Here is a 16,522-nt window from a genome sequence, read left to right as displayed (position 1 = left end):
ATTGGCATTTACCCTGGCGAATGGATTTACGTATGTTGAATATTATTTAAGCAGGGGAATGGATATCAATAAATTTGGTCCAAACCTTTCGTTCTTCTTCTCTAACGGCGTAGATCCGGAATATGCAGTGATTGGTAGGGTTGCCAGAAGAATCTGGTCCAAAGCCTTAAAACATAAGTACGGAGCCAATTCCAGAGCTCAAATGTTGAAATACCATATACAGACTTCAGGAAGATCATTGCATGCTCAGGAAATTGATTTTAATGATATTAGAACTACCCTTCAGGCATTGTATGCGATCTACGATAACTGTAATTCATTGCACACCAATGCATATGATGAAGCAATCACCACGCCTACCGAAGCTTCAGTAAGAAGAGCGATGGCTATACAATTAATTATCAATAAGGAGTTGGGGCTTGCTAAGAACGAGAATCCAATCCAGGGATCGTTCATTATCGAAGAGTTGACCAATCTGGTAGAGGAAGCCGTGCTTACTGAGTTTGATCGAATCACAGAACGTGGCGGAGTGCTTGGTGCTATGGAAACTATGTATCAGCGAGGAAAGATACAGGAAGAAAGCCTGTACTATGAAACTTTAAAGCATAATGGGGACTACCCGATTATTGGAGTGAATACTTTCCTGAGTTCTACAGGTTCGCCAACGGTAACGCCGGGTGAAGTTATTCGTGCTACGGAAGAGGAAAAAGAACACCAGATCAAAACTCTGGAAACTTTACATAAAGCTAAAGAAGATTCTGCTGAAGAAATGCTGGAAAGAATCCAGAAAGCAGCAGTTACCAATCAGAACCTTTTCGAGGAGTTAATGGAAGCAACGAAAGTTTGTTCACTAGGACAGATCACTCATGCTTTATTCGAGGTGGGTGGACAGTATCGTAGAAATATGTAAATACTGAAATATTTCAGATCATAAAAAATCCCGGGAAACCGGGATTTTTTTGTTTTCTACTTTATAAGGTTAGTCGCCACACGCGTTGTAATTTTCTAAATTTCTGGATTTCTTTCCGTAGAAGTCGTACGAAATCCTTGCCGTTGCTATTGGCAAGTTCAAGGTGTTCGCAATGCTTGCTTAAGCGTTCGGTAAGCAGACTTACGGCATGTACGTAATGCTTCCTGCTCTCCTGGAAAAATTCATTTTCAGCTCTCGCAATATTCGGCAATAGTGATTCGGAATATCGAATAATATCACCGGTAAAATATACGCTCTTATCTTCCAGCCCATGATCATTTAAGCCAGATACATCAGGCAAAAGGTAATCTGATACAGATTTGGATATCTTCATGATCTCCCGGGCCTTAGAATATAAAGCTTCGCTGGGCTGTCGGGACTTATTGTAAGAAGATGACATCGTTTAAATTTTCTACTAAATTACTAGAGACTATTCAAAGACGCATTTAAAAGTTAATGTGAACCGTGGAATTATATTTAATATTTAAATTTATAGGTATCTAATACTTTAAAAAATATGGTGGATAAATTGAACTGGGCGATCCTGCAGGAATTACAAAAAGATGCGAGAGCATCGTTTTCGGAGATAGGTAGAAAAGTGGGACTAAGCTCACCGGCCGTTGCTGAAAGAATGAAAAAAATGGAAGATGCCGGGGTGATCAATTCTTATAAGGTTAATATTAGTCATCAGAAAACGGGATATCAACTGAGGGCGGTAATTACATTGCGAGCATTCACTGGAAGACTTAAAGCATTTTTAGAAACAGTTTCAACCTACAAAGAGGTGCTCAATTGTTATCGAATAACGGGTAATGAAAATATTATTATGGAGGTGATCTTAAAAGATCAGGTTCACCTAGAGAAGCTCATTGATCAGTTGATTACCTATGGGGAAACCAGAACCCATATTATCCTTTCCAGGGTTGTAGATGATGCGCCAATACTACCACGATAAATTTTTAAACTTTCAACAGGTGTAAACGAGCCAGAAAGAACTGTTAAAATATCGGCTTTCAATTCTTTCTGTTAACAGTTTGATTTGAGAATTTCCTGTTCTTAGTTAAAAAGATTCGAATTGTAATTTTGTTATGACAAACTGAAGAGATTCGTACTTAAATTTGAACCAAACAAAACAAGTAAAAAGTATCATGAGGAAGAAAGCACTATTATTTTTAGTTCTTGCAGCAGTAACAGGATTAGTAGGATTTACCGGATTATCATTTTCTGGAATAGAAGTTATTAGAATAATGTTCCTGATTTTTGCAGACTTACTGGTGATTTCTCTTATGGCGAAATTATTTTTTCCAGAGAAACAGAAAATGAAATATCAGTCAGTGAAAAGAAGATAAAAAACACATCAAAAATATCCCAACCCGTAAGTTTATTACTTGCGGGTTTTTTTATGGAATAATTCGTGATGCAATTGTTATATTTAAATATATTACAATACCTATGAAAAGACTTCTACCATGTTTCATCTTTCTTTTATTCCCTTTGTTAATCATAGGGCAGGAGGTTAGAATTGCCAAAGGCAACGTTACTAAAGGCATCAATATTCCCGGATCTCAAGGTGAAACTTTCGTAATTTACACTCCTTCCAAATATTCTAAGGATAAAAAATGGCCAGTCATATTTATCTTCGATCCAAAGGGAAGGGCAACCAGTACCGCAAATTTATTCCGACCTGCTGCGGAAGATCAGGGATATATTATTGCGGCTCTGGAACTTGATTTAAAATCTAAGTCTCTTGATAGTGTTATAAATACTTCAGTTTCCATGATGAACGTAGTAACCGGAACTTTATCAATTGCCCCGGAGCAAATCTATTTTGCTGGTATGGCGGAAGGAGCACAGATCGCCTCAGCGCTCACATTAATGAATAAGAATATGGCTGGAATCCTGGCCATTAATAACTCATTCGTTAATCCAAAATTTGTGAATGATCAGGAACCCTATATGTTTATTGGAATAGGAGGAAGTCAGGATTATATGGTTTACGAAATGGAAAGGTATCTTAAATTCTATGACAAGCGAGATTTCCCAACAGAGATCTATTACTTTGACGGTAAGGAGAATGACTGGCCATCCAGTACAGTCATCTATAATGCGGTTTCCGGTTTTACGCTCCAAGCAATCAAAGATGGATCAAGACAGGCAGATAAAGAGCTCATTTCTAAATTATACCAGCAGGAACTTGATTATGTAGAAAGTCTGAGACGAAAAAGGAATTACTATTCTGCGTATGAGAACCTGGAGAGAATGGAAGAAAAGTACGCAGAATTTGGTTACGAGGATAAGGTTAAGGATCGAATGAAAGAGGTAAAGCGTACCAGAGGTTATTCTGCTCAGAAAAGAGATTTCAAACAGGCAGTTTCTTATGAACGTGAACAACAGGCGGAGTATGAATACCTGTTAACTTCAGATGTGATGACGCAAAACTTTCAGAATATTGGTTGGTGGGCGTACCAGATGGATGGCTTGGAAAAACTACAGAATAGTTCTGAAAAGGCCAAAGTAGATATGGCTTACAGGCTAAAGGGTTATCTGGACTTGCTTTCCAAGCGACAGTTCGATGATATCATGAAATCCAATGCCGGAATCGATGTCAGAATCTTTATAAGTGTTTTGAGAACAGCGATCAATAAGGAAGATCCTGAAGCGTATTTCAAAATTATTTCTCTGGCTTCTTTAGACGGGGATGCTGAAACTGCTCTTTTATACCTGGAAGATCTTCTGAAGACCGGTTACGATGACTATGGAAAATTGTATTCCATCGATGGAACTCTGGATTTAAAATTTTCTAAAGAATACAATGCGATCATTCAGAAGTATCTCAAAAAATCGAAATACTAAGCTGCTTCCCGAGCCAGAAACTTCTTCAGAAGCAAAAGTAACAGAATGCAAATAACGGCGAGACCCATCATAGTATACCAGGTGAAGTCATAACCAAAATTATCGATTAATTGCATTCCAGAGTTATGTCCAAAAATATGGCTGACTGAAAAGGCCATACTGTAAAGCGCCATGTAACTACCGCGTTTTTTGCCTTGAGACCTGATAAGGGCAAAGGAGTTGGAAAATGGAAAGGCGATCATTTCGCCAATAGTAACCAGAAGCATCCCAACAATAATAATTCCCATCCAACCGGTAAGATTTATGACCAGAAAACTTAAGGCGGTTAGGAAAGCACCAAATATGACATAATTCAACGTTCCTAAATTTCGATTTTCCAGGTATTTGATCAGAGGCATTTCAAACAGGAATATAAAGAATCCATTCAATCCTAATATGAGTCCGATCTCGAGTTCGCTCAATTGATGTACTTCAGAATAGTAAAGCGGGACGGTAGAGAAATACTGGATAAACACCAGTCCGAACAGCATTAGTGCTACTATGAATACCCAATAAAGTTTATCCTGGTATGCGGAAGCGGTATTGGTGATCTCCTCTTCGGGTTCTTCCACGGCACGTTTAGGGTGAAGTAGTTTCAATAATAGAACTCCTGCGAAAAGGCAGGTGATACCGTCAACCCAGAATAGACCATCATAACCCGCAGTAGCTATAATTAATCCTCCTAGCGCTGGTCCTACGGAAAAACCCAGATTTATTGCCAGTCTTATCAATGTTAGGGATCTAGTTCTATTCTGTGGTTTACTATAGGCGCTAATCGCAACAAATACTGCAGGTCTGAAAATGTCTGCTATAGACATGACCAGGTAAATTCCCAGGCAGAAAGTCCAGAAATCCTGAGGAAACTGAAGTAGAACGAATAATACGGAACTACCAATCAAACTACCAGCCATGGTTTTGTAATGGCCGAAAATATCTGTTAGCTTACCACCCAGAAAAGAGCCGGTTACAGATCCCAGTCCAAAGAATGTGAGTATCCATCCTACCTGCTCAAGGCTGAATCCCTGACTTTTGGTTAAATACAGAGAAAGAAAGGGAATAACCATAGTGCCGGCTCTGTTGATCAGGGTGATCAATGCCAATAGCCAGATTTCTTTTCTCAATCCAGAGAACGAATCGATATAGGATACAAATAATTTTTTCATAGACTTGTCAAGTCTCAAAATTACTTCAATTTTTCTGGTAGATATTGGTTATTTTGGGAATTAAATACATCACATGTCTACATTCAGAAATCTCGTTATTCTTCTTATTCTTTTCATATCCTCGTTATTACAGGCTCAGATGCCGGAGGCAGTAAAAGCTTCGGAAGAGTTTCGAGTGAAAATGAATGAAGATTTCAGGGATCCCGAAGAATCTCCACTGGAAAAAGGAGACCTGAAAAACTTTGATGGATTAGAATTTTTTATGATCGATACTACCTACATTGTTGAAGCAGAATTTGTTCGAACTCCGTCTGAATCTCCTTTTGAAATGCAGACAAGTACTTCCAGGACTTCCACTTATGTTAAATATGGAGAGCTTTATTTTAAACTGAAGGGAGAAGAATTTATGCTGAATCTATATCAAAACCAAAGTCTTAGATCAGATCCTGAATATTTTGATTATTTGTTCCTGCCCTTTACAGATGAAACTAACGGAATTTCAACTTATGATGGAGGTAGATATATAGACTTCAGAATTCCTGAAGAGAAGACGGTAACTATAGATTTTAATAGGGCATACAATCCTTATTGCGCATACAGCGGCCGGTATTCCTGTCCCATTCCTCCTAAGGAGAATCATCTGGAAACAGAAGTACCGGCCGGTGTTAAAAAGTTCGCTAAAAACTAGAACGCATAAATGGCAGCGACCAGAAAGGAAGCCAGATCACTATTTGGTTGTAGGTCCCGATCCAGAAATGCAGGGTAATTATCTGAGACGCTATCAAGACGTAATTCAGGTTTAATGATAAGTCCGCCGGTCTGGAAACTACCGGTTAGAGTGAAAGCAGTAATACTGGTGTTTGCTCCATAAACAACACCTCCATCTTCCAATTCTTTGAAGTACTCAGCTCTTAAGCCAAGACCAAAATTATCTGTAAGGGAAAGTTGCGGATAGACTGCTGCACCATAAAAGCCTGTGCCGTCAGTATCTTGGTAAGTAGTATTCAATCCAAGGTAAAAACTGTCGGTTAGATCCCAACCTGTAGTAAGGTCTATTTGAAATAGACTGTCATCTGAAAGTGATTGCTCACCGTAGAGAAGATTTAGAAAGGCACTTCCACCGTCTACACTATAACCCAATTGTCCTCCAAAACTATATTTCCCGATGGGGTTATATTCAGTATAATCTGTAGGATTCATGATGGCTAGCATCCCGGTCCAGTTATCATCAAAGCTAAAGTCGGCTTTGATCCCAGTGTGCGAGAAAGGACCGTAGGAGAACATATAAGAGGTAGAATAATTAAAATTCGCGACCGGAGAAATTACCTCGTAACCTAAATAGGTATTCCAGTTCCCAAGTGTGAATTTAAGAGCATCATTGACTTTATAATAAGCGTATAACTGATTCACAATTTGAGCAGAACCCTGGGAGAGAAATACAGCATCTTCACCACGGGGTCCAAAGACCAGATCTGCCACAAAGCCGACTTTATCATTTTCATAGCCCAGTATCACATTGGCCATTCCAATCGCAAAACCGGGATCGTTTGCAAAGGAAGTGGCTGGAGCGGCAGGGTCCAGAGTTACGGCATCACTACCTACGATTTCTTCAGATTGGTTAAGACCGTTAAAATTTGTTCTGAAGTAAGCATCAACACTTCCGCTGATACTGAATTTTGAGGTTTCTTCGTTTTCCTCTTCCTGCGCCTGCAAGCTAAATGAGAAGACTAAGAGGCATGGTACAATGAAGATTTTTATTAATTTTGAAAATGTAATTGCATGCATAATTTTAAGATTAAAACATAGTTAGTGTATTCGTTTAGCGACGGTATTACTTAATGTATTTTAAAGTTTAGCAATTATATAACGGAGCGTTTGGAGGAACGCTCCGTTTCTATTTTAGCTGTTATTTTTGATTTAGTCCGAAATCTGGATAGGCATCCATTCCATGTTCATGAATGTCCAGGCCTTCAGTTTCTTCTTTTGCTGAAACTCTTAGTCCAAGAGTAACCTTCAGAATATAGAATATGATAAATGAGGTCACGATACAGAAAGCGGCATAAGCCCCAACACCAATAAGCTGAGTAATGAATTGATCGATTCCCGCCATATTTCCGAAGATACCAACAGCAAGAGTTCCCCATATTCCGCAGATCAAATGAACGGCTACGGCACCTACAGGATCATCCAGTTTCAGTTTGTCAATAAGCGCAACTCCCATTACTATAATGACACCTGCGAGCGCACCAATAAGAATTGCATCTGTTGGGGACATCTGGTCTGCACCAGCAGTAATTCCTACCAGTCCACCCAGAATACCGTTTAGAAACATAGTGATATCGTAGTTCTTATAAAGAATGCTGGAGAATATAAAGGATGCTACTCCACCTGCTGCTGCTGCAAGACAGGTTGTTACCAGGGTTAATGAAGTTAGTTCCGGATCTGCAGAAAGTACTGAACCTCCATTAAATCCAAACCATCCTAACCATAAGATTAAAACTCCTGCAGTGGCAAAAGGCATGGAATGACCAGGAAAAGCTCCAATTTTACCATCTTTGAATTTTCCAATTCTTGCTCCTAAAAGATAAATAGCAACCAGAGCTGCCCATCCACCAACTGAATGAACAAGTGTTGAACCAGCGAAATCGTAGAATCCCATTTCGTCAAGGAATCCGCCACCCCATTTCCATGATCCGGCTATTGGATATACAATTCCCACATAGAGAATTACAAAGATCATAAAACTATTTAGTTTGATCCTTTCTGCTACTGCACCAGAAACAATAGTTGCTGCTGTAGCTGCAAACATTCCCTGGAACAGGAAATCTGTCCAGTAAGTATAGCCTTCACTGTAAGCCAGATCGAGACTTCCATCGACAAGAGGACTATCCAGTCCAAAGCCTGCAAAACCAAAATATCCATTAAACTCTCCCGGATACATCAAATTAAATCCTAGTAGGCAATATAGCAACAGGCCTACGGTGATGATAAACAGGTTTTTAAATAATATGTTGATCGTATTCTTCTGCCTGGTAAGACCTATCTCTAAAAGAGCAAAGCCCATGTGCATAAAGAAAACGAGTGCCGTACAGATCATCATCCATACGTTATTGATAGTTAATATTCCTTCCATAATAAGTTACTGTTGAGATTGTAGTTTTTACTTGAGTGATTCTGAACCTTTTTCCTTGGTTCTTATTCGGTAGGCTTCATCTATTGTGGATACGAAGATCTTTCCATCTCCAACACTGCCGGTATATGCAGCTTCCATTAAAGTTTCTATGGTTTTATCCAGGAAACTATCTGTGACCACGATAGACAGGTATCTTCGTTGAATATCTGCGGTGCTGTAGGATACACCACGATAAACATGACCTACCTTTTCATTACCAACTCCGGTTACATCCCAGTAGCTAAAAAACGTAACTCCAATTGAGTGCAGGGCTGCTTTGGTCTTGTCAAACTCAGACTTGCGAATAATTGCTTCAATTTTTTTCATAAATGTTGATTAAGAGAGGTTTAAAGTTATTAAAAACTTCAACAGACCCTGTAAAAATATAGGTCTTCTGTCAACTTTTACGATATAAATAAAAAACACCCCTATAAATTTAGGGGTGTTTAAGTAAAATGTTTATAATCGAAATATATGTATCTGAGAATAGATCAAAAAAGTCTGGAAAGGATAATTCCGAGGAATATGGCGATAATTCCTAGGATGATACTACCAAGGAAATAAATAGAAAATGAAATATAATCACCAGATTTTATCATATTGAAATTTTCGAATGAAAAGGTACTGAAGGTGGTGAAGCCACCACAAAAACCAATGGCTGCAAGAAAGTATAATGGATGATTGAGCATATCCTGTTTAATAAACCATCCAAGGGCAAGCCCTAACAAAAAGCTACCCAGAACATTCACTACTAAAGTTCCCTGGGGAATAACACCGCCGTCATTTAAATACTTGCTCAGCAAATATCGCAGACTGGATCCTAAGCCGCCTCCAAGAAAAACGAGTAGCAGGTTTTTAATCATCTAATGCTGTTTCTTTTTCTCCCAGTGGAATGTACAAATGAGTGATCCATTCCGCTGGATTGGCATTGTCCTTTGGACCAGTAACATGCACCTGGAAGAATTCTGCATCTTCCATAATTACCAGGTCGTTCTCCTGAATATACTGGTAAGCCGCATCCCAGGCTTCCTGTAAATATTCATAATCACCTTTTAAAGTGGTTTTTAATGTTTTTTGGTTCGGCATAAAACCGTTCAGTACCTGGCTATCCTGAGGTGTAATTACTTCACTTGGAGTAAAATAGGCTGCCGAATAAATGGCGGTTCCTCTATCTTCATTTCTTTCATTGAAGAGAATAAAAGGTTTGTCAGTCATTTCAATATTATTAGAATTCATGAAGTTGCTCACGTCATTCGTCATATCTTGCATTTTACCCGCAATTTGTGAAAGTCGGCTCGCAGTAGTGATATAAAGATAATAACCTCCACCGTGTTGCGTCACTCCGTCCACATTGATCGAATAACTTTCGATCTCCTTTCTTATCTGTTCTTCAAGATTATCCAATCCATGTTTGAATACCGGCTGTAATCGCTGAGTCATACTTTCATTTTCAAACAAAAACGCTGCTTTTTCAAGAAAAGTTTGATCACCTTTTAAAGTCCAGGTAGTTAGGATGCTGTCATTTTGTTTTTCAAAAGACCAGGAGATATCACTGGTGCTTTCTCCAAAAGTTGTCTTGAAGGTAACCTGTTGCTCAATGCTACCATGCGGATTGGCCTTCGTGGTCACCAGCGAACCATCACCCATTTCTTCGCTACTCCATTCGTAGTTCGCACCCTCACCAATGGTCTTATCACCGTAATTAATGATCATGTCTTCAGCACCATTAGACCATGGTTCCCATTCTTTCCAGGTAGTAAGGTCATTTACCTCATCATAAAGAACTTCCTGGGGAGCTGCGATCATGCGCCGTTCCTGTACCTGGTAACTTCCATCTTTGGTGGCGATATAAATGGACGCTCCAATGAATATGATCAATAAAAGGAAAAACAGGTATTTAAGAATTTTCATGATGACTGGGATTATTGAGAACTAATATAATTATTTTGAAGTGGTTGTAAGAATCAATGATTCAGCTGCGTCTTGATTATAAATAAAATCACAATAAAAGCTATAAATGCTAGCAGCACCATCAAACTTCCTTTGTAGTATTTTTTATGTAGTTTCAGATCCTTTCGGTAACTAATGATCATAACGATGATAAATGCTACCACGAAAAAGGCAGCGAATATAAGTTGTCCGGTAGAAAACATTTAGTTAATTTTTCAGCAAAGTTAAACTTTTTAAACATTCTAATCATGAAGAAAGCTATTGCTGCTGTGGAAGAGTTTCATTCTGCATTTGGTCTTGGCATCAAACAGAAGCCAGAGGCCAATCTTGGAAAGAAAAAGAACCGCTTGCGTTATATTCTAATGAAAGAAGAGAACGAGGAGTATCTGGAGGCTGCTAATAATGGAGATCTTGTTGAGGTAGCAGATGCTTTAGGGGATATGCTTTATATATTATGCGGTACAATTCTCGAACACGGCATGCAGCATAAGATCGAAGAAATTTTTGAAGAGATACAGCGAAGTAACATGAGCAAACTGGATGAAAATGGTGAGCCAGTTTATAGAGAGGATGGAAAGGTCCTGAAAGGGAATAATTATTTTAAACCTGAAATAGGCAAAATCCTGGAAAAATAAAAATCCCGAAAGAGAACTTCCGGGATCAAATATACTTTGCTGAGAGGAGTTTTACTTCACCTCGTATGTCCAGTCGTAAAGATCTTCAGTTTCATTATACTGAATTTTCATAAGTGTATCCTTGAAAAAACTCGCATAAGAATCATCCATATTTGGTAATTCGAACTTTTCTTCTTTATAGCCGAAGCCAGCAATAGGATTGATCACAGTTGCAGTTCCAGATCCAAACATTTCTTTTAATTCTCCTTTTCTGGCAGCTTCCACGATCTCCTGAACGCTAACTCTGCGTACTTCTACTTCAATATTGTTTTCTTCCGCAAGTTTTAGAACACTTTTTCTGGTCACCCCATCAAGAATCCGGTCGTTTGTTGGTGCAGTTACCAGTTTGTTTCCTATTCTAAAGAAAATATTCATTGTACCAGCCTCTTCAAGATATTCATGGGAATTGGCATCGGTCCAGATAATCTGCTGGAAACCTTCTTCCTTTGCAAGATTGGTAGGGTAAAACTGTGCTCCGTAATTACCTGCTGCCTTCGCGAATCCAACTCCACCATCTGCAGCTCTGCTATATTTTTCTGAAAACTTCACTCTCACTTCTCCACTGTAATAAGCCTGTGCCGGAGAACAAATGATCATAAATTTATATTCCTTTGCTGCGGAAGCTGAAACACCTGATTCCGTAGCGATCACGAACGGTCTTAGATACAAACTATTTCCAAAACCTTTCTTGATCCAGGCTTTATCTAACTTTAGTAATTCTTCCAGCGCCTCAAAGAAATATTCCTTCGGAAACTCTGGAATTGCCATTCGCGCACTGGATTTATTGATCCTCTCAAAATTTTGCTCTGGTCTGAAAAGCCAGATACGATCATCTTTATCCTTGTAAGCTTTCATTCCCTCAAATACAGCCTGTCCATAATGAAACACACGCGCGGAAGGTTCTAAAGATAAAGGTCCATAAGGTCTGATGATAGGTTTTTGCCACGCACCATCCTTATAATCACATTCCATCATATGATCTGAGAAAACCTGTCCGAAAGCTAGATTATCAAAATTAGTCTTGTCTATTTTAGATTCGGTAGTCTTTTGTATCTCTATCATTAGTTGGTATTTTGTAGTTGTTCAGTCTTGTTGCACAAATTTACCTAATTAAAAGTAGAATCAAAATCTAAAGTTTTGGTAAATTTGGCGCAGAACACCCTATAATATCTGAGAATCATGAGAATAACATTAGTAATCGCAGCCATCGCCTTGAGTCTGGTTAGTTGCAAGGAAGCTGAAAAATCAACGAACAATGACCTTGCTGAAGTACAGGAAGTTCAGGAATCTTATGAGAGTTTCGGAAAGAAATTTTCTGGTGATGCGGCTTTGAATGCTTCGGAAATGCTTGAAAAATATAGAGCGCTGGAAACAGGTGATACTATTAACGTTAGCTTCAGCACCAGGGTGATGAGTGTTTGTAAGGAAAAAGGTTGCTGGATGGTATTGGATCTTCCCGAAACCGATCAGGATCCCATGGTGAAATTTAAGGACTACGGATTTTTTGTTCCGAAGGATATAGAAGGAAAAGAGGTAGTAGTGAATGGGAAAGCTTTCGCCGAAGTCACCAGCGTAGAAGATCAAAAGCATTACGCTAAAGATGCAGGAGAATCTGAAGAAGAAATCGCCGCGATAACAGAACCTGAACAATCCTTTGGATTCCTGGCAGATGGAGTTCTTTTGAAGAAATAATTTGGAAAGAAAAATTATTAAAACCAGCGATGGTTCTGTGACCATACATTTACCTGAATGGGATGAACAATACCACTCCAAACATGGTGCTATTCAGGAAGCCAGGCACGTGTTTCTCAAAATGGGATTGCATCACTGGTTGGAATCAAATTCAAAGAGACCACTGGAAATTCTTGAAATTGGTTTTGGTACCGGTCTCAATGCTTTTCTAACTCTTTTAGAATCCAATAGTAATGATATTGAGATAAATTATACAGGAGTAGAAGCATATCCTGTAGTTCCATCTGAAATTAGACTGCTTAACTATCCAGAGGCGGCCGATGCTGCTTCAGCTGAAGATCTATTCGAAAAATTACATTCCGTTCCCTGGGAAATTTCAGCTCCAATCACCGAAAAATTTTATTTACTGAAGAATAAACTGACATTTCAGGAGATCAATATGACCAGCCAGTTTGACCTGGTGTATTTTGACGCTTTTGGCGCGAGAGTTCAGCCCGAGTTGTGGGGAGAGGATATTTTTAATGCGATGTATAAAGCGTTGAGGTCTCATGGTGTTCTTGTAACCTACGCTGCGAAAGGGAGTGTTCGGAGAGCCATGATTTCCGCTGGTTTTCAGGTAGAGAAATTACCGGGACCTCCGGGGAAGCGAGAAATGTTAAGAGCTGTTAAACTATAACTGCATTCTCGTTAAACCTGTAGAATTTTGCTACACCTGCCTTTAGTCTGTTGTATATTTCTTCAAAAAAAGAGATGAAAGTACTTATTACAGGAGCTACTGGAATGATTGGTTCCAGGTTGAGTGATCTATGCAGAGAGAGTGGCATGATAGTACATTATCTAACCACCAGTAAATCGAAGATCGAGAAAAGGGAAGATTACAAAGGTTTTTACTGGGATCCGAAATCTGAAGAAATAGAAAAAGAATGCTTTGATGGTGTTACCACGATCATCCATCTTGCAGGTGCCAGTATAGCTGAAAAATGGACTTCAGAATATAAAGAAACGATCATAAAGAGCAGGACCGAAACTGCGGCATTGCTTTACGATACCTTAAAGAACAACGAACACCAGGTGGAAAATTTTATATCTGCCAGCGCTATTGGCAAGTATCCGGACTCCCTGGAAAAATTATACTTTGAGGATGACGAAGTACTTGCAGATAATTTCGTAGGAACTGTAGTAAAGAAATGGGAAGCAGCGGCAGACAGGTTTAGTAACCTAGGAATAGATGTCGCAAAAATTCGTGTTGGCTTGGTCCTTTCTGAAAAAGGCGGAATGCTTGAGAAAGTCAGGAAACCTATAGAGATGAATGTTGGTGCCCCTTTGGGAAGTGGTAAACAATGGCAAAGTTGGATACACCTTGATGACCTCGCGGGCATTTTTCTTCATGCTACAGATAGAGAGCTTACAGGAGTTTACAATGCGGTTGCGCCAAACCCGGTAACCAATAAAGAAATGACCAGGCAATTGGCAGATCAGCTAAATAAACCGTTATGGCTTCCAAATGTTCCTAAATTCGTACTTAAAACCATGCTAGGCGAAATGTCGCAGATCGTACTTTCCAGTCAGCTGGTAAGTTGTAAGAAGATCGAAGAACATGGATACAAATTTAAATATTCCAATCTTTCCAAAGCTTTGGAAGATCTTGTTTAAAACAAAAAAGGCTGCCAGATGGCAGCCTTTTTTTATGATTCGATCTTTTTAATTAAGCTTTCTTAGCTTCAAGGTTGATCGTTAACTGAATTTCATCGTTGATGAATTTGTCTCCAAGACCTTCGAATACAGATTTAGAACCATAGTTTACGTTCCATTTTGTACGATCAATGCTAAAATCTTTACTGCTGATAGTGTAAGTATCATTATTCTTGCTAATAGTTACAGGAAAACTAATGTTCTTAGTAACCTCTTTCATTGTAAGATTTCCCTGTAGCATTGTAGTACCTTCTTCTTCAGTGATTCCAGTTACTTCAAAAGTAGCTTCAGGATATTCCTGAACATTAAAGAAGTCTCCTTCTTTTCCTTCTACAGTTCCCATAAGGTGAGCCTCAAGATTGGACTTTTCTTCACCTTCAAGATCTGTAACTTCGATAGATTGCATGTCAATCACGAAAGTTCCACTCTGGATCGTAGAGTCTGTAGCCATAAATGTACCTTCTTTCACAGCAATAGTTCCTGTGTGATTTCCAGTTGGCTTAGAACCCTGCCATTCGATAGTTGAAGCAGTAGTATCTACCTTGTATTCCACTGCTTCAGCTTCAGCAGTTGCCGCATCTTTAGCATCAGCAGTTTCAGCTTCGTTATTGTTATTTTTACATGCTGTAAAACCAAGTCCAAGACTAGCTACTACAAATACATTCAGTAATAATTTTTTCATTGTTAAAGTATTTTATATTCCGCGCAAAAGTAAATTGAAAATCAAACCGGGCTTCTTAAAGTTTTATTAAATAATTTCTGTGACATTTTGACATTTCAGCTTAATTGGCAATGATTTTGACCCAATTGCTGCAGAAAGTAAATTTTTTATAAAATGAGCCGAAAAGAAGATAAGATCAAAGACGAAGATAAAAGAGTGAAAGACCAGGTTGAGGACGCGATGGATGAAGCAATAAATGAGGTAGACCAGGCCGGTGATGATACCGAAGCAGAAGAAACAGTAAGCGATAATGAACTTACCGAAGAAGAGCGCATGATAGAGGACCTTCAAAAGGAAAAGGATAAATTCCTGAGACTTTTTGCAGAATTTGAAAATTATAAGCGTAGAACTTCCAAGGAACGTCTTGAATTGTTCAAAACTGCCAACCAGGAAGTAATGACAGCCATGCTGCCAGTTATGGACGATTTTGACAGGGCTATGAACGAGATCATTAAATCTGGTGACGAGAATCTTCTCAAAGGAGTTGAGTTGATTCATAATAAGCTTCGCGAAACTCTAAAAGCTAAAGGTCTGGAAAGAATGGACGTAGAGCAGGGGAGTGATTTCGATTCTGAAATTCATGAAGCTATTACGCAAATTCCGGCGCCAACAGAAGATCTTAAAGGTAAGATCGTAGATGTGGTTGAGCCAGGATACAAGCTTGGAGAACGAATTATCAGGTATCCAAAAGTGGTTACAGGAAAATAAAAACGCTTTTACAGAATTGTAAAAACACAGTATGAAAGAAGATTATTACGAAATATTAGGCGTAAGTAAAGACGCTTCAGCAGCAGAGATAAAGAAAGCATATAGAAAAATGGCTTTAAAGTACCACCCGGATAAGAATCCTGGTGACTCCACAGCTGAAGAGATGTTCAAAAAATCTGCTGAAGCCTATGAGGTGTTAGGAAATCAGGAAAAACGTGCTAAATATGATCGTTTTGGTCATCAGGCTTTCGATGGCGGCGGCTTCGGTGGTGGCGGCGGAGGTATGAATATGGATGACATATTCAGCCAGTTTGGTGATATCTTTGGCGGTGGCTTTGGCGGCAGCGGAGGTTTCTCCGGTTTTGGAGGTGGCTTTGGTGGAGGTCAGCGACGTGCAAAAGGGAGTAACCTTAGAATACGCGTGAGCCTTAACCTTGAAGAAATCGCCAACGGTTGTGAAAAGAAGATCAAAGTGAAGCGTAAAGTTCAGGCTTCAGGAACCACTTATAAAACCTGTACTACCTGTAACGGGTCAGGTCAGGTAACCAGAGTAACTAATACCATACTTGGTAGAATGCAAACTGCTTCTCCATGTACTACATGTGGTGGGTCAGGACAGATCATTGACAAGAAGCCTGATGGTGCAGATGCTCAGGGTCTTATTATGAAGGAAGAAACGGTTTCTATTAAAATTCCAGCAGGAGTTGAAGATGGAATGCAGTTAAAGGTTTCCTCAAAAGGGAACGATGCACCTGGTAATGGAATTCCCGGGGATCTACTAGTTGCGATCGAAGAGAAAGAACACCCTAGCTTACAACGAGAAGGTGATAATCTTCATTATGATCTTTATATAAGTTATTCTGAAGCAGCTCTTGGTACTTCCAAAGA

General features: G+C 39.2%; 21 protein-coding genes. 11 read left to right on the top strand and 10 right to left on the bottom strand.

From position 1 onward, the window contains the following. A partial coding sequence (locus QZ620_RS10050) for a methylmalonyl-CoA mutase family protein (RefSeq protein ID WP_295181238.1) occupies positions 1 to 910 on the top strand: 910 nt, incomplete at its 5' end. Positions 911 to 971: 61 nt separating this feature from the next. Here QZ620_RS10050 and QZ620_RS10045 read toward each other — a convergent pair. Further along, positions 972 to 1,370, bottom strand: coding sequence for a hypothetical protein (locus tag QZ620_RS10045; protein ID WP_295181236.1), 399 nt, complete (start codon positions 1,368 to 1,370; stop codon positions 972 to 974). Positions 1,371 to 1,487: 117 nt separating this feature from the next. Between QZ620_RS10045 and QZ620_RS10040 the strand changes: the two genes are divergently transcribed. From QZ620_RS10040 to QZ620_RS10030, 3 genes are all read left to right on the top strand, one after another. Next, entirely contained in the window at positions 1,488 to 1,925 is a 438-nt protein-coding gene (locus QZ620_RS10040; RefSeq protein WP_295181234.1) for an Lrp/AsnC family transcriptional regulator, read from the top strand. A 193-nt stretch (positions 1,926 to 2,118) separates the two neighbouring features. After that, positions 2,119 to 2,319: a DUF1328 domain-containing protein gene (locus tag QZ620_RS10035; RefSeq protein WP_295181232.1), complete on the top strand. Its 201-nt coding sequence runs from the start codon at positions 2,119 to 2,121 to the stop codon at positions 2,317 to 2,319. 103 nt (positions 2,320 to 2,422) lie between these two features. After that, positions 2,423 to 3,823 carry a hypothetical protein gene (locus QZ620_RS10030; RefSeq protein WP_295181230.1) on the top strand — a complete coding sequence of 467 codons (1,401 nt, stop codon included), beginning with the start codon at positions 2,423 to 2,425 and terminating at the stop codon, positions 3,821 to 3,823. On the opposite strand, the gene QZ620_RS10025 is transcribed toward QZ620_RS10030, so the two are convergent. Continuing rightward, the gene (locus QZ620_RS10025; protein WP_295181228.1) at positions 3,820 to 5,025 is read right to left on the bottom strand and encodes an MFS transporter; all 1,206 of its coding nucleotides are present in this window, start codon (positions 5,023 to 5,025) and stop codon (positions 3,820 to 3,822) included. The two genes, QZ620_RS10030 and QZ620_RS10025, sit on opposite strands and share 4 nt — an antisense overlap. Positions 5,026 to 5,098: 73 nt before the next feature. Here QZ620_RS10025 and QZ620_RS10020 point away from each other — a divergent pair, with 73 nt between their 5' ends. Then, positions 5,099 to 5,713, top strand: coding sequence for a DUF1684 domain-containing protein (locus tag QZ620_RS10020; RefSeq protein WP_295181226.1), 615 nt, complete (start codon positions 5,099 to 5,101; stop codon positions 5,711 to 5,713). Here QZ620_RS10020 and QZ620_RS10015 read toward each other — a convergent pair. From QZ620_RS10015 to QZ620_RS09990, 6 genes are all read right to left on the bottom strand, one after another. Next, complete coding sequence (locus QZ620_RS10015; protein WP_295181224.1) at positions 5,710 to 6,810, bottom strand: porin; 1,101 nt, start codon at positions 6,808 to 6,810, stop codon at positions 5,710 to 5,712. The genes QZ620_RS10020 and QZ620_RS10015 overlap by 4 nt on opposite strands. A gap of 121 nt (positions 6,811 to 6,931) precedes the next feature. Then, on the bottom strand, positions 6,932 to 8,158 hold the full coding sequence (gene amt / locus QZ620_RS10010) for an ammonium transporter (RefSeq protein WP_295181222.1): 1,227 nt from the start codon (positions 8,156 to 8,158) through the stop codon (positions 6,932 to 6,934). 27 nt (positions 8,159 to 8,185) lie between these two features. Beyond that, on the bottom strand, positions 8,186 to 8,524 hold the full coding sequence (locus tag QZ620_RS10005; protein ID WP_295181220.1) for a P-II family nitrogen regulator: 339 nt from the start codon (positions 8,522 to 8,524) through the stop codon (positions 8,186 to 8,188). Positions 8,525 to 8,688: 164 nt separating this feature from the next. Then, on the bottom strand, positions 8,689 to 9,060 hold the full coding sequence (crcB, locus tag QZ620_RS10000; protein ID WP_366935456.1) for a fluoride efflux transporter CrcB: 372 nt from the start codon (positions 9,058 to 9,060) through the stop codon (positions 8,689 to 8,691). Continuing rightward, positions 9,053 to 10,108 (bottom strand): GyrI-like domain-containing protein, encoded by a 1,056-nt coding sequence (locus QZ620_RS09995; RefSeq protein ID WP_295181218.1) that lies wholly within the window; start codon positions 10,106 to 10,108, stop codon positions 9,053 to 9,055. The genes crcB and QZ620_RS09995 overlap by 8 nt, the downstream gene beginning before the upstream one ends. Positions 10,109 to 10,161: 53 nt before the next feature. After that, positions 10,162 to 10,350 carry a DUF3810 domain-containing protein gene (locus QZ620_RS09990; protein WP_141878476.1) on the bottom strand — a complete coding sequence of 63 codons (189 nt, stop codon included), beginning with the start codon at positions 10,348 to 10,350 and terminating at the stop codon, positions 10,162 to 10,164. Between the two features lie 45 nt (positions 10,351 to 10,395). Here QZ620_RS09990 and QZ620_RS09985 point away from each other — a divergent pair, with 45 nt between their 5' ends. Beyond that, positions 10,396 to 10,782 (top strand): nucleoside triphosphate pyrophosphohydrolase family protein, encoded by a 387-nt coding sequence (locus QZ620_RS09985; RefSeq protein ID WP_295181216.1) that lies wholly within the window; start codon positions 10,396 to 10,398, stop codon positions 10,780 to 10,782. 51 nt (positions 10,783 to 10,833) lie between these two features. Here QZ620_RS09985 and QZ620_RS09980 read toward each other — a convergent pair whose 3' ends face one another. After that, entirely contained in the window at positions 10,834 to 11,883 is a 1,050-nt protein-coding gene (locus QZ620_RS09980; protein ID WP_295181214.1) for a branched-chain amino acid aminotransferase, read from the bottom strand. Positions 11,884 to 12,000: 117 nt separating this feature from the next. Between QZ620_RS09980 and QZ620_RS09975 the strand changes: the two genes are divergently transcribed. The 3 genes from QZ620_RS09975 to QZ620_RS09965 all read left to right on the top strand — a co-directional run bounded on the left by QZ620_RS09975 (position 12,001) and on the right by QZ620_RS09965 (position 14,166). Further along, positions 12,001 to 12,513: a DUF4920 domain-containing protein gene (locus QZ620_RS09975; protein WP_295181212.1), complete on the top strand. Its 513-nt coding sequence runs from the start codon at positions 12,001 to 12,003 to the stop codon at positions 12,511 to 12,513. Position 12,514: 1 nt separating this feature from the next. Then, positions 12,515 to 13,189 (top strand): tRNA (5-methylaminomethyl-2-thiouridine)(34)-methyltransferase MnmD, encoded by a 675-nt coding sequence (mnmD, locus tag QZ620_RS09970; RefSeq protein WP_295181210.1) that lies wholly within the window; start codon positions 12,515 to 12,517, stop codon positions 13,187 to 13,189. 74 nt (positions 13,190 to 13,263) lie between these two features. Beyond that, complete coding sequence (locus QZ620_RS09965) at positions 13,264 to 14,166, top strand: TIGR01777 family oxidoreductase (RefSeq protein ID WP_295181208.1); 903 nt, start codon at positions 13,264 to 13,266, stop codon at positions 14,164 to 14,166. A 52-nt stretch (positions 14,167 to 14,218) separates the two neighbouring features. Here QZ620_RS09965 and QZ620_RS09960 read toward each other — a convergent pair whose 3' ends face one another. Beyond that, complete coding sequence (locus tag QZ620_RS09960; protein WP_295181206.1) at positions 14,219 to 14,887, bottom strand: YceI family protein; 669 nt, start codon at positions 14,885 to 14,887, stop codon at positions 14,219 to 14,221. A gap of 153 nt (positions 14,888 to 15,040) precedes the next feature. Between QZ620_RS09960 and QZ620_RS09955 the strand changes: the two genes are divergently transcribed. After that, positions 15,041 to 15,634 (top strand): nucleotide exchange factor GrpE, encoded by a 594-nt coding sequence (locus QZ620_RS09955; RefSeq protein ID WP_295181204.1) that lies wholly within the window; start codon positions 15,041 to 15,043, stop codon positions 15,632 to 15,634. Positions 15,635 to 15,665: 31 nt separating this feature from the next. Next, a partial coding sequence (locus QZ620_RS09950) for a DnaJ C-terminal domain-containing protein (RefSeq protein ID WP_295181202.1) occupies positions 15,666 to 16,522 on the top strand: 857 nt, incomplete at its 3' end.

Source organism: uncultured Christiangramia sp. (genome assembly GCF_913046405.1).
In the GTDB taxonomy this organism is placed as follows: domain Bacteria; phylum Bacteroidota; class Bacteroidia; order Flavobacteriales; family Flavobacteriaceae; genus Christiangramia; species Christiangramia marina.
The sequence above is the reverse complement of the archived record's forward strand: the minus strand, read 5'-3'. Positions and strand labels throughout refer to the sequence as shown.

Bases quoted from the DNA above. Each gene is read 5' to 3' on its own strand.
- QZ620_RS10040 (WP_295181234.1), top strand. From the start codon at position 1,488: ATGGTGGATAAATTGAACTGGGCGATCCTGCAGGAATTACAAAAAGAT.
- QZ620_RS09965 (WP_295181208.1), top strand. From the start codon at position 13,264: ATGAAAGTACTTATTACAGGAGCTACTGGAATGATTGGTTCCAGGTTG.
- QZ620_RS09985 (WP_295181216.1), top strand. From the start codon at position 10,396: ATGAAGAAAGCTATTGCTGCTGTGGAAGAGTTTCATTCTGCATTTGGT.
- QZ620_RS09990 (WP_141878476.1), bottom strand. From the start codon at position 10,350: ATGTTTTCTACCGGACAACTTATATTCGCTGCCTTTTTCGTGGTAGCA.
- QZ620_RS10030 (WP_295181230.1), top strand. From the start codon at position 2,423: ATGAAAAGACTTCTACCATGTTTCATCTTTCTTTTATTCCCTTTGTTA.
- QZ620_RS10020 (WP_295181226.1), top strand. From the start codon at position 5,099: ATGTCTACATTCAGAAATCTCGTTATTCTTCTTATTCTTTTCATATCC.
- QZ620_RS10035 (WP_295181232.1), top strand. From the start codon at position 2,119: ATGAGGAAGAAAGCACTATTATTTTTAGTTCTTGCAGCAGTAACAGGA.
- QZ620_RS10045 (WP_295181236.1), bottom strand. From the start codon at position 1,370: ATGTCATCTTCTTACAATAAGTCCCGACAGCCCAGCGAAGCTTTATAT.
- QZ620_RS09995 (WP_295181218.1), bottom strand. From the start codon at position 10,108: ATGAAAATTCTTAAATACCTGTTTTTCCTTTTATTGATCATATTCATT.
- QZ620_RS09980 (WP_295181214.1), bottom strand. From the start codon at position 11,883: ATGATAGAGATACAAAAGACTACCGAATCTAAAATAGACAAGACTAAT.
- crcB (WP_366935456.1), bottom strand. From the start codon at position 9,060: ATGATTAAAAACCTGCTACTCGTTTTTCTTGGAGGCGGCTTAGGATCC.
- QZ620_RS10015 (WP_295181224.1), bottom strand. From the start codon at position 6,810: ATGCATGCAATTACATTTTCAAAATTAATAAAAATCTTCATTGTACCA.
- QZ620_RS09960 (WP_295181206.1), bottom strand. From the start codon at position 14,887: ATGAAAAAATTATTACTGAATGTATTTGTAGTAGCTAGTCTTGGACTT.
- QZ620_RS10025 (WP_295181228.1), bottom strand. From the start codon at position 5,025: ATGAAAAAATTATTTGTATCCTATATCGATTCGTTCTCTGGATTGAGA.
- QZ620_RS09975 (WP_295181212.1), top strand. From the start codon at position 12,001: ATGAGAATAACATTAGTAATCGCAGCCATCGCCTTGAGTCTGGTTAGT.
- QZ620_RS10005 (WP_295181220.1), bottom strand. From the start codon at position 8,524: ATGAAAAAAATTGAAGCAATTATTCGCAAGTCTGAGTTTGACAAGACC.
- amt (WP_295181222.1), bottom strand. From the start codon at position 8,158: ATGGAAGGAATATTAACTATCAATAACGTATGGATGATGATCTGTACG.
- QZ620_RS09955 (WP_295181204.1), top strand. From the start codon at position 15,041: ATGAGCCGAAAAGAAGATAAGATCAAAGACGAAGATAAAAGAGTGAAA.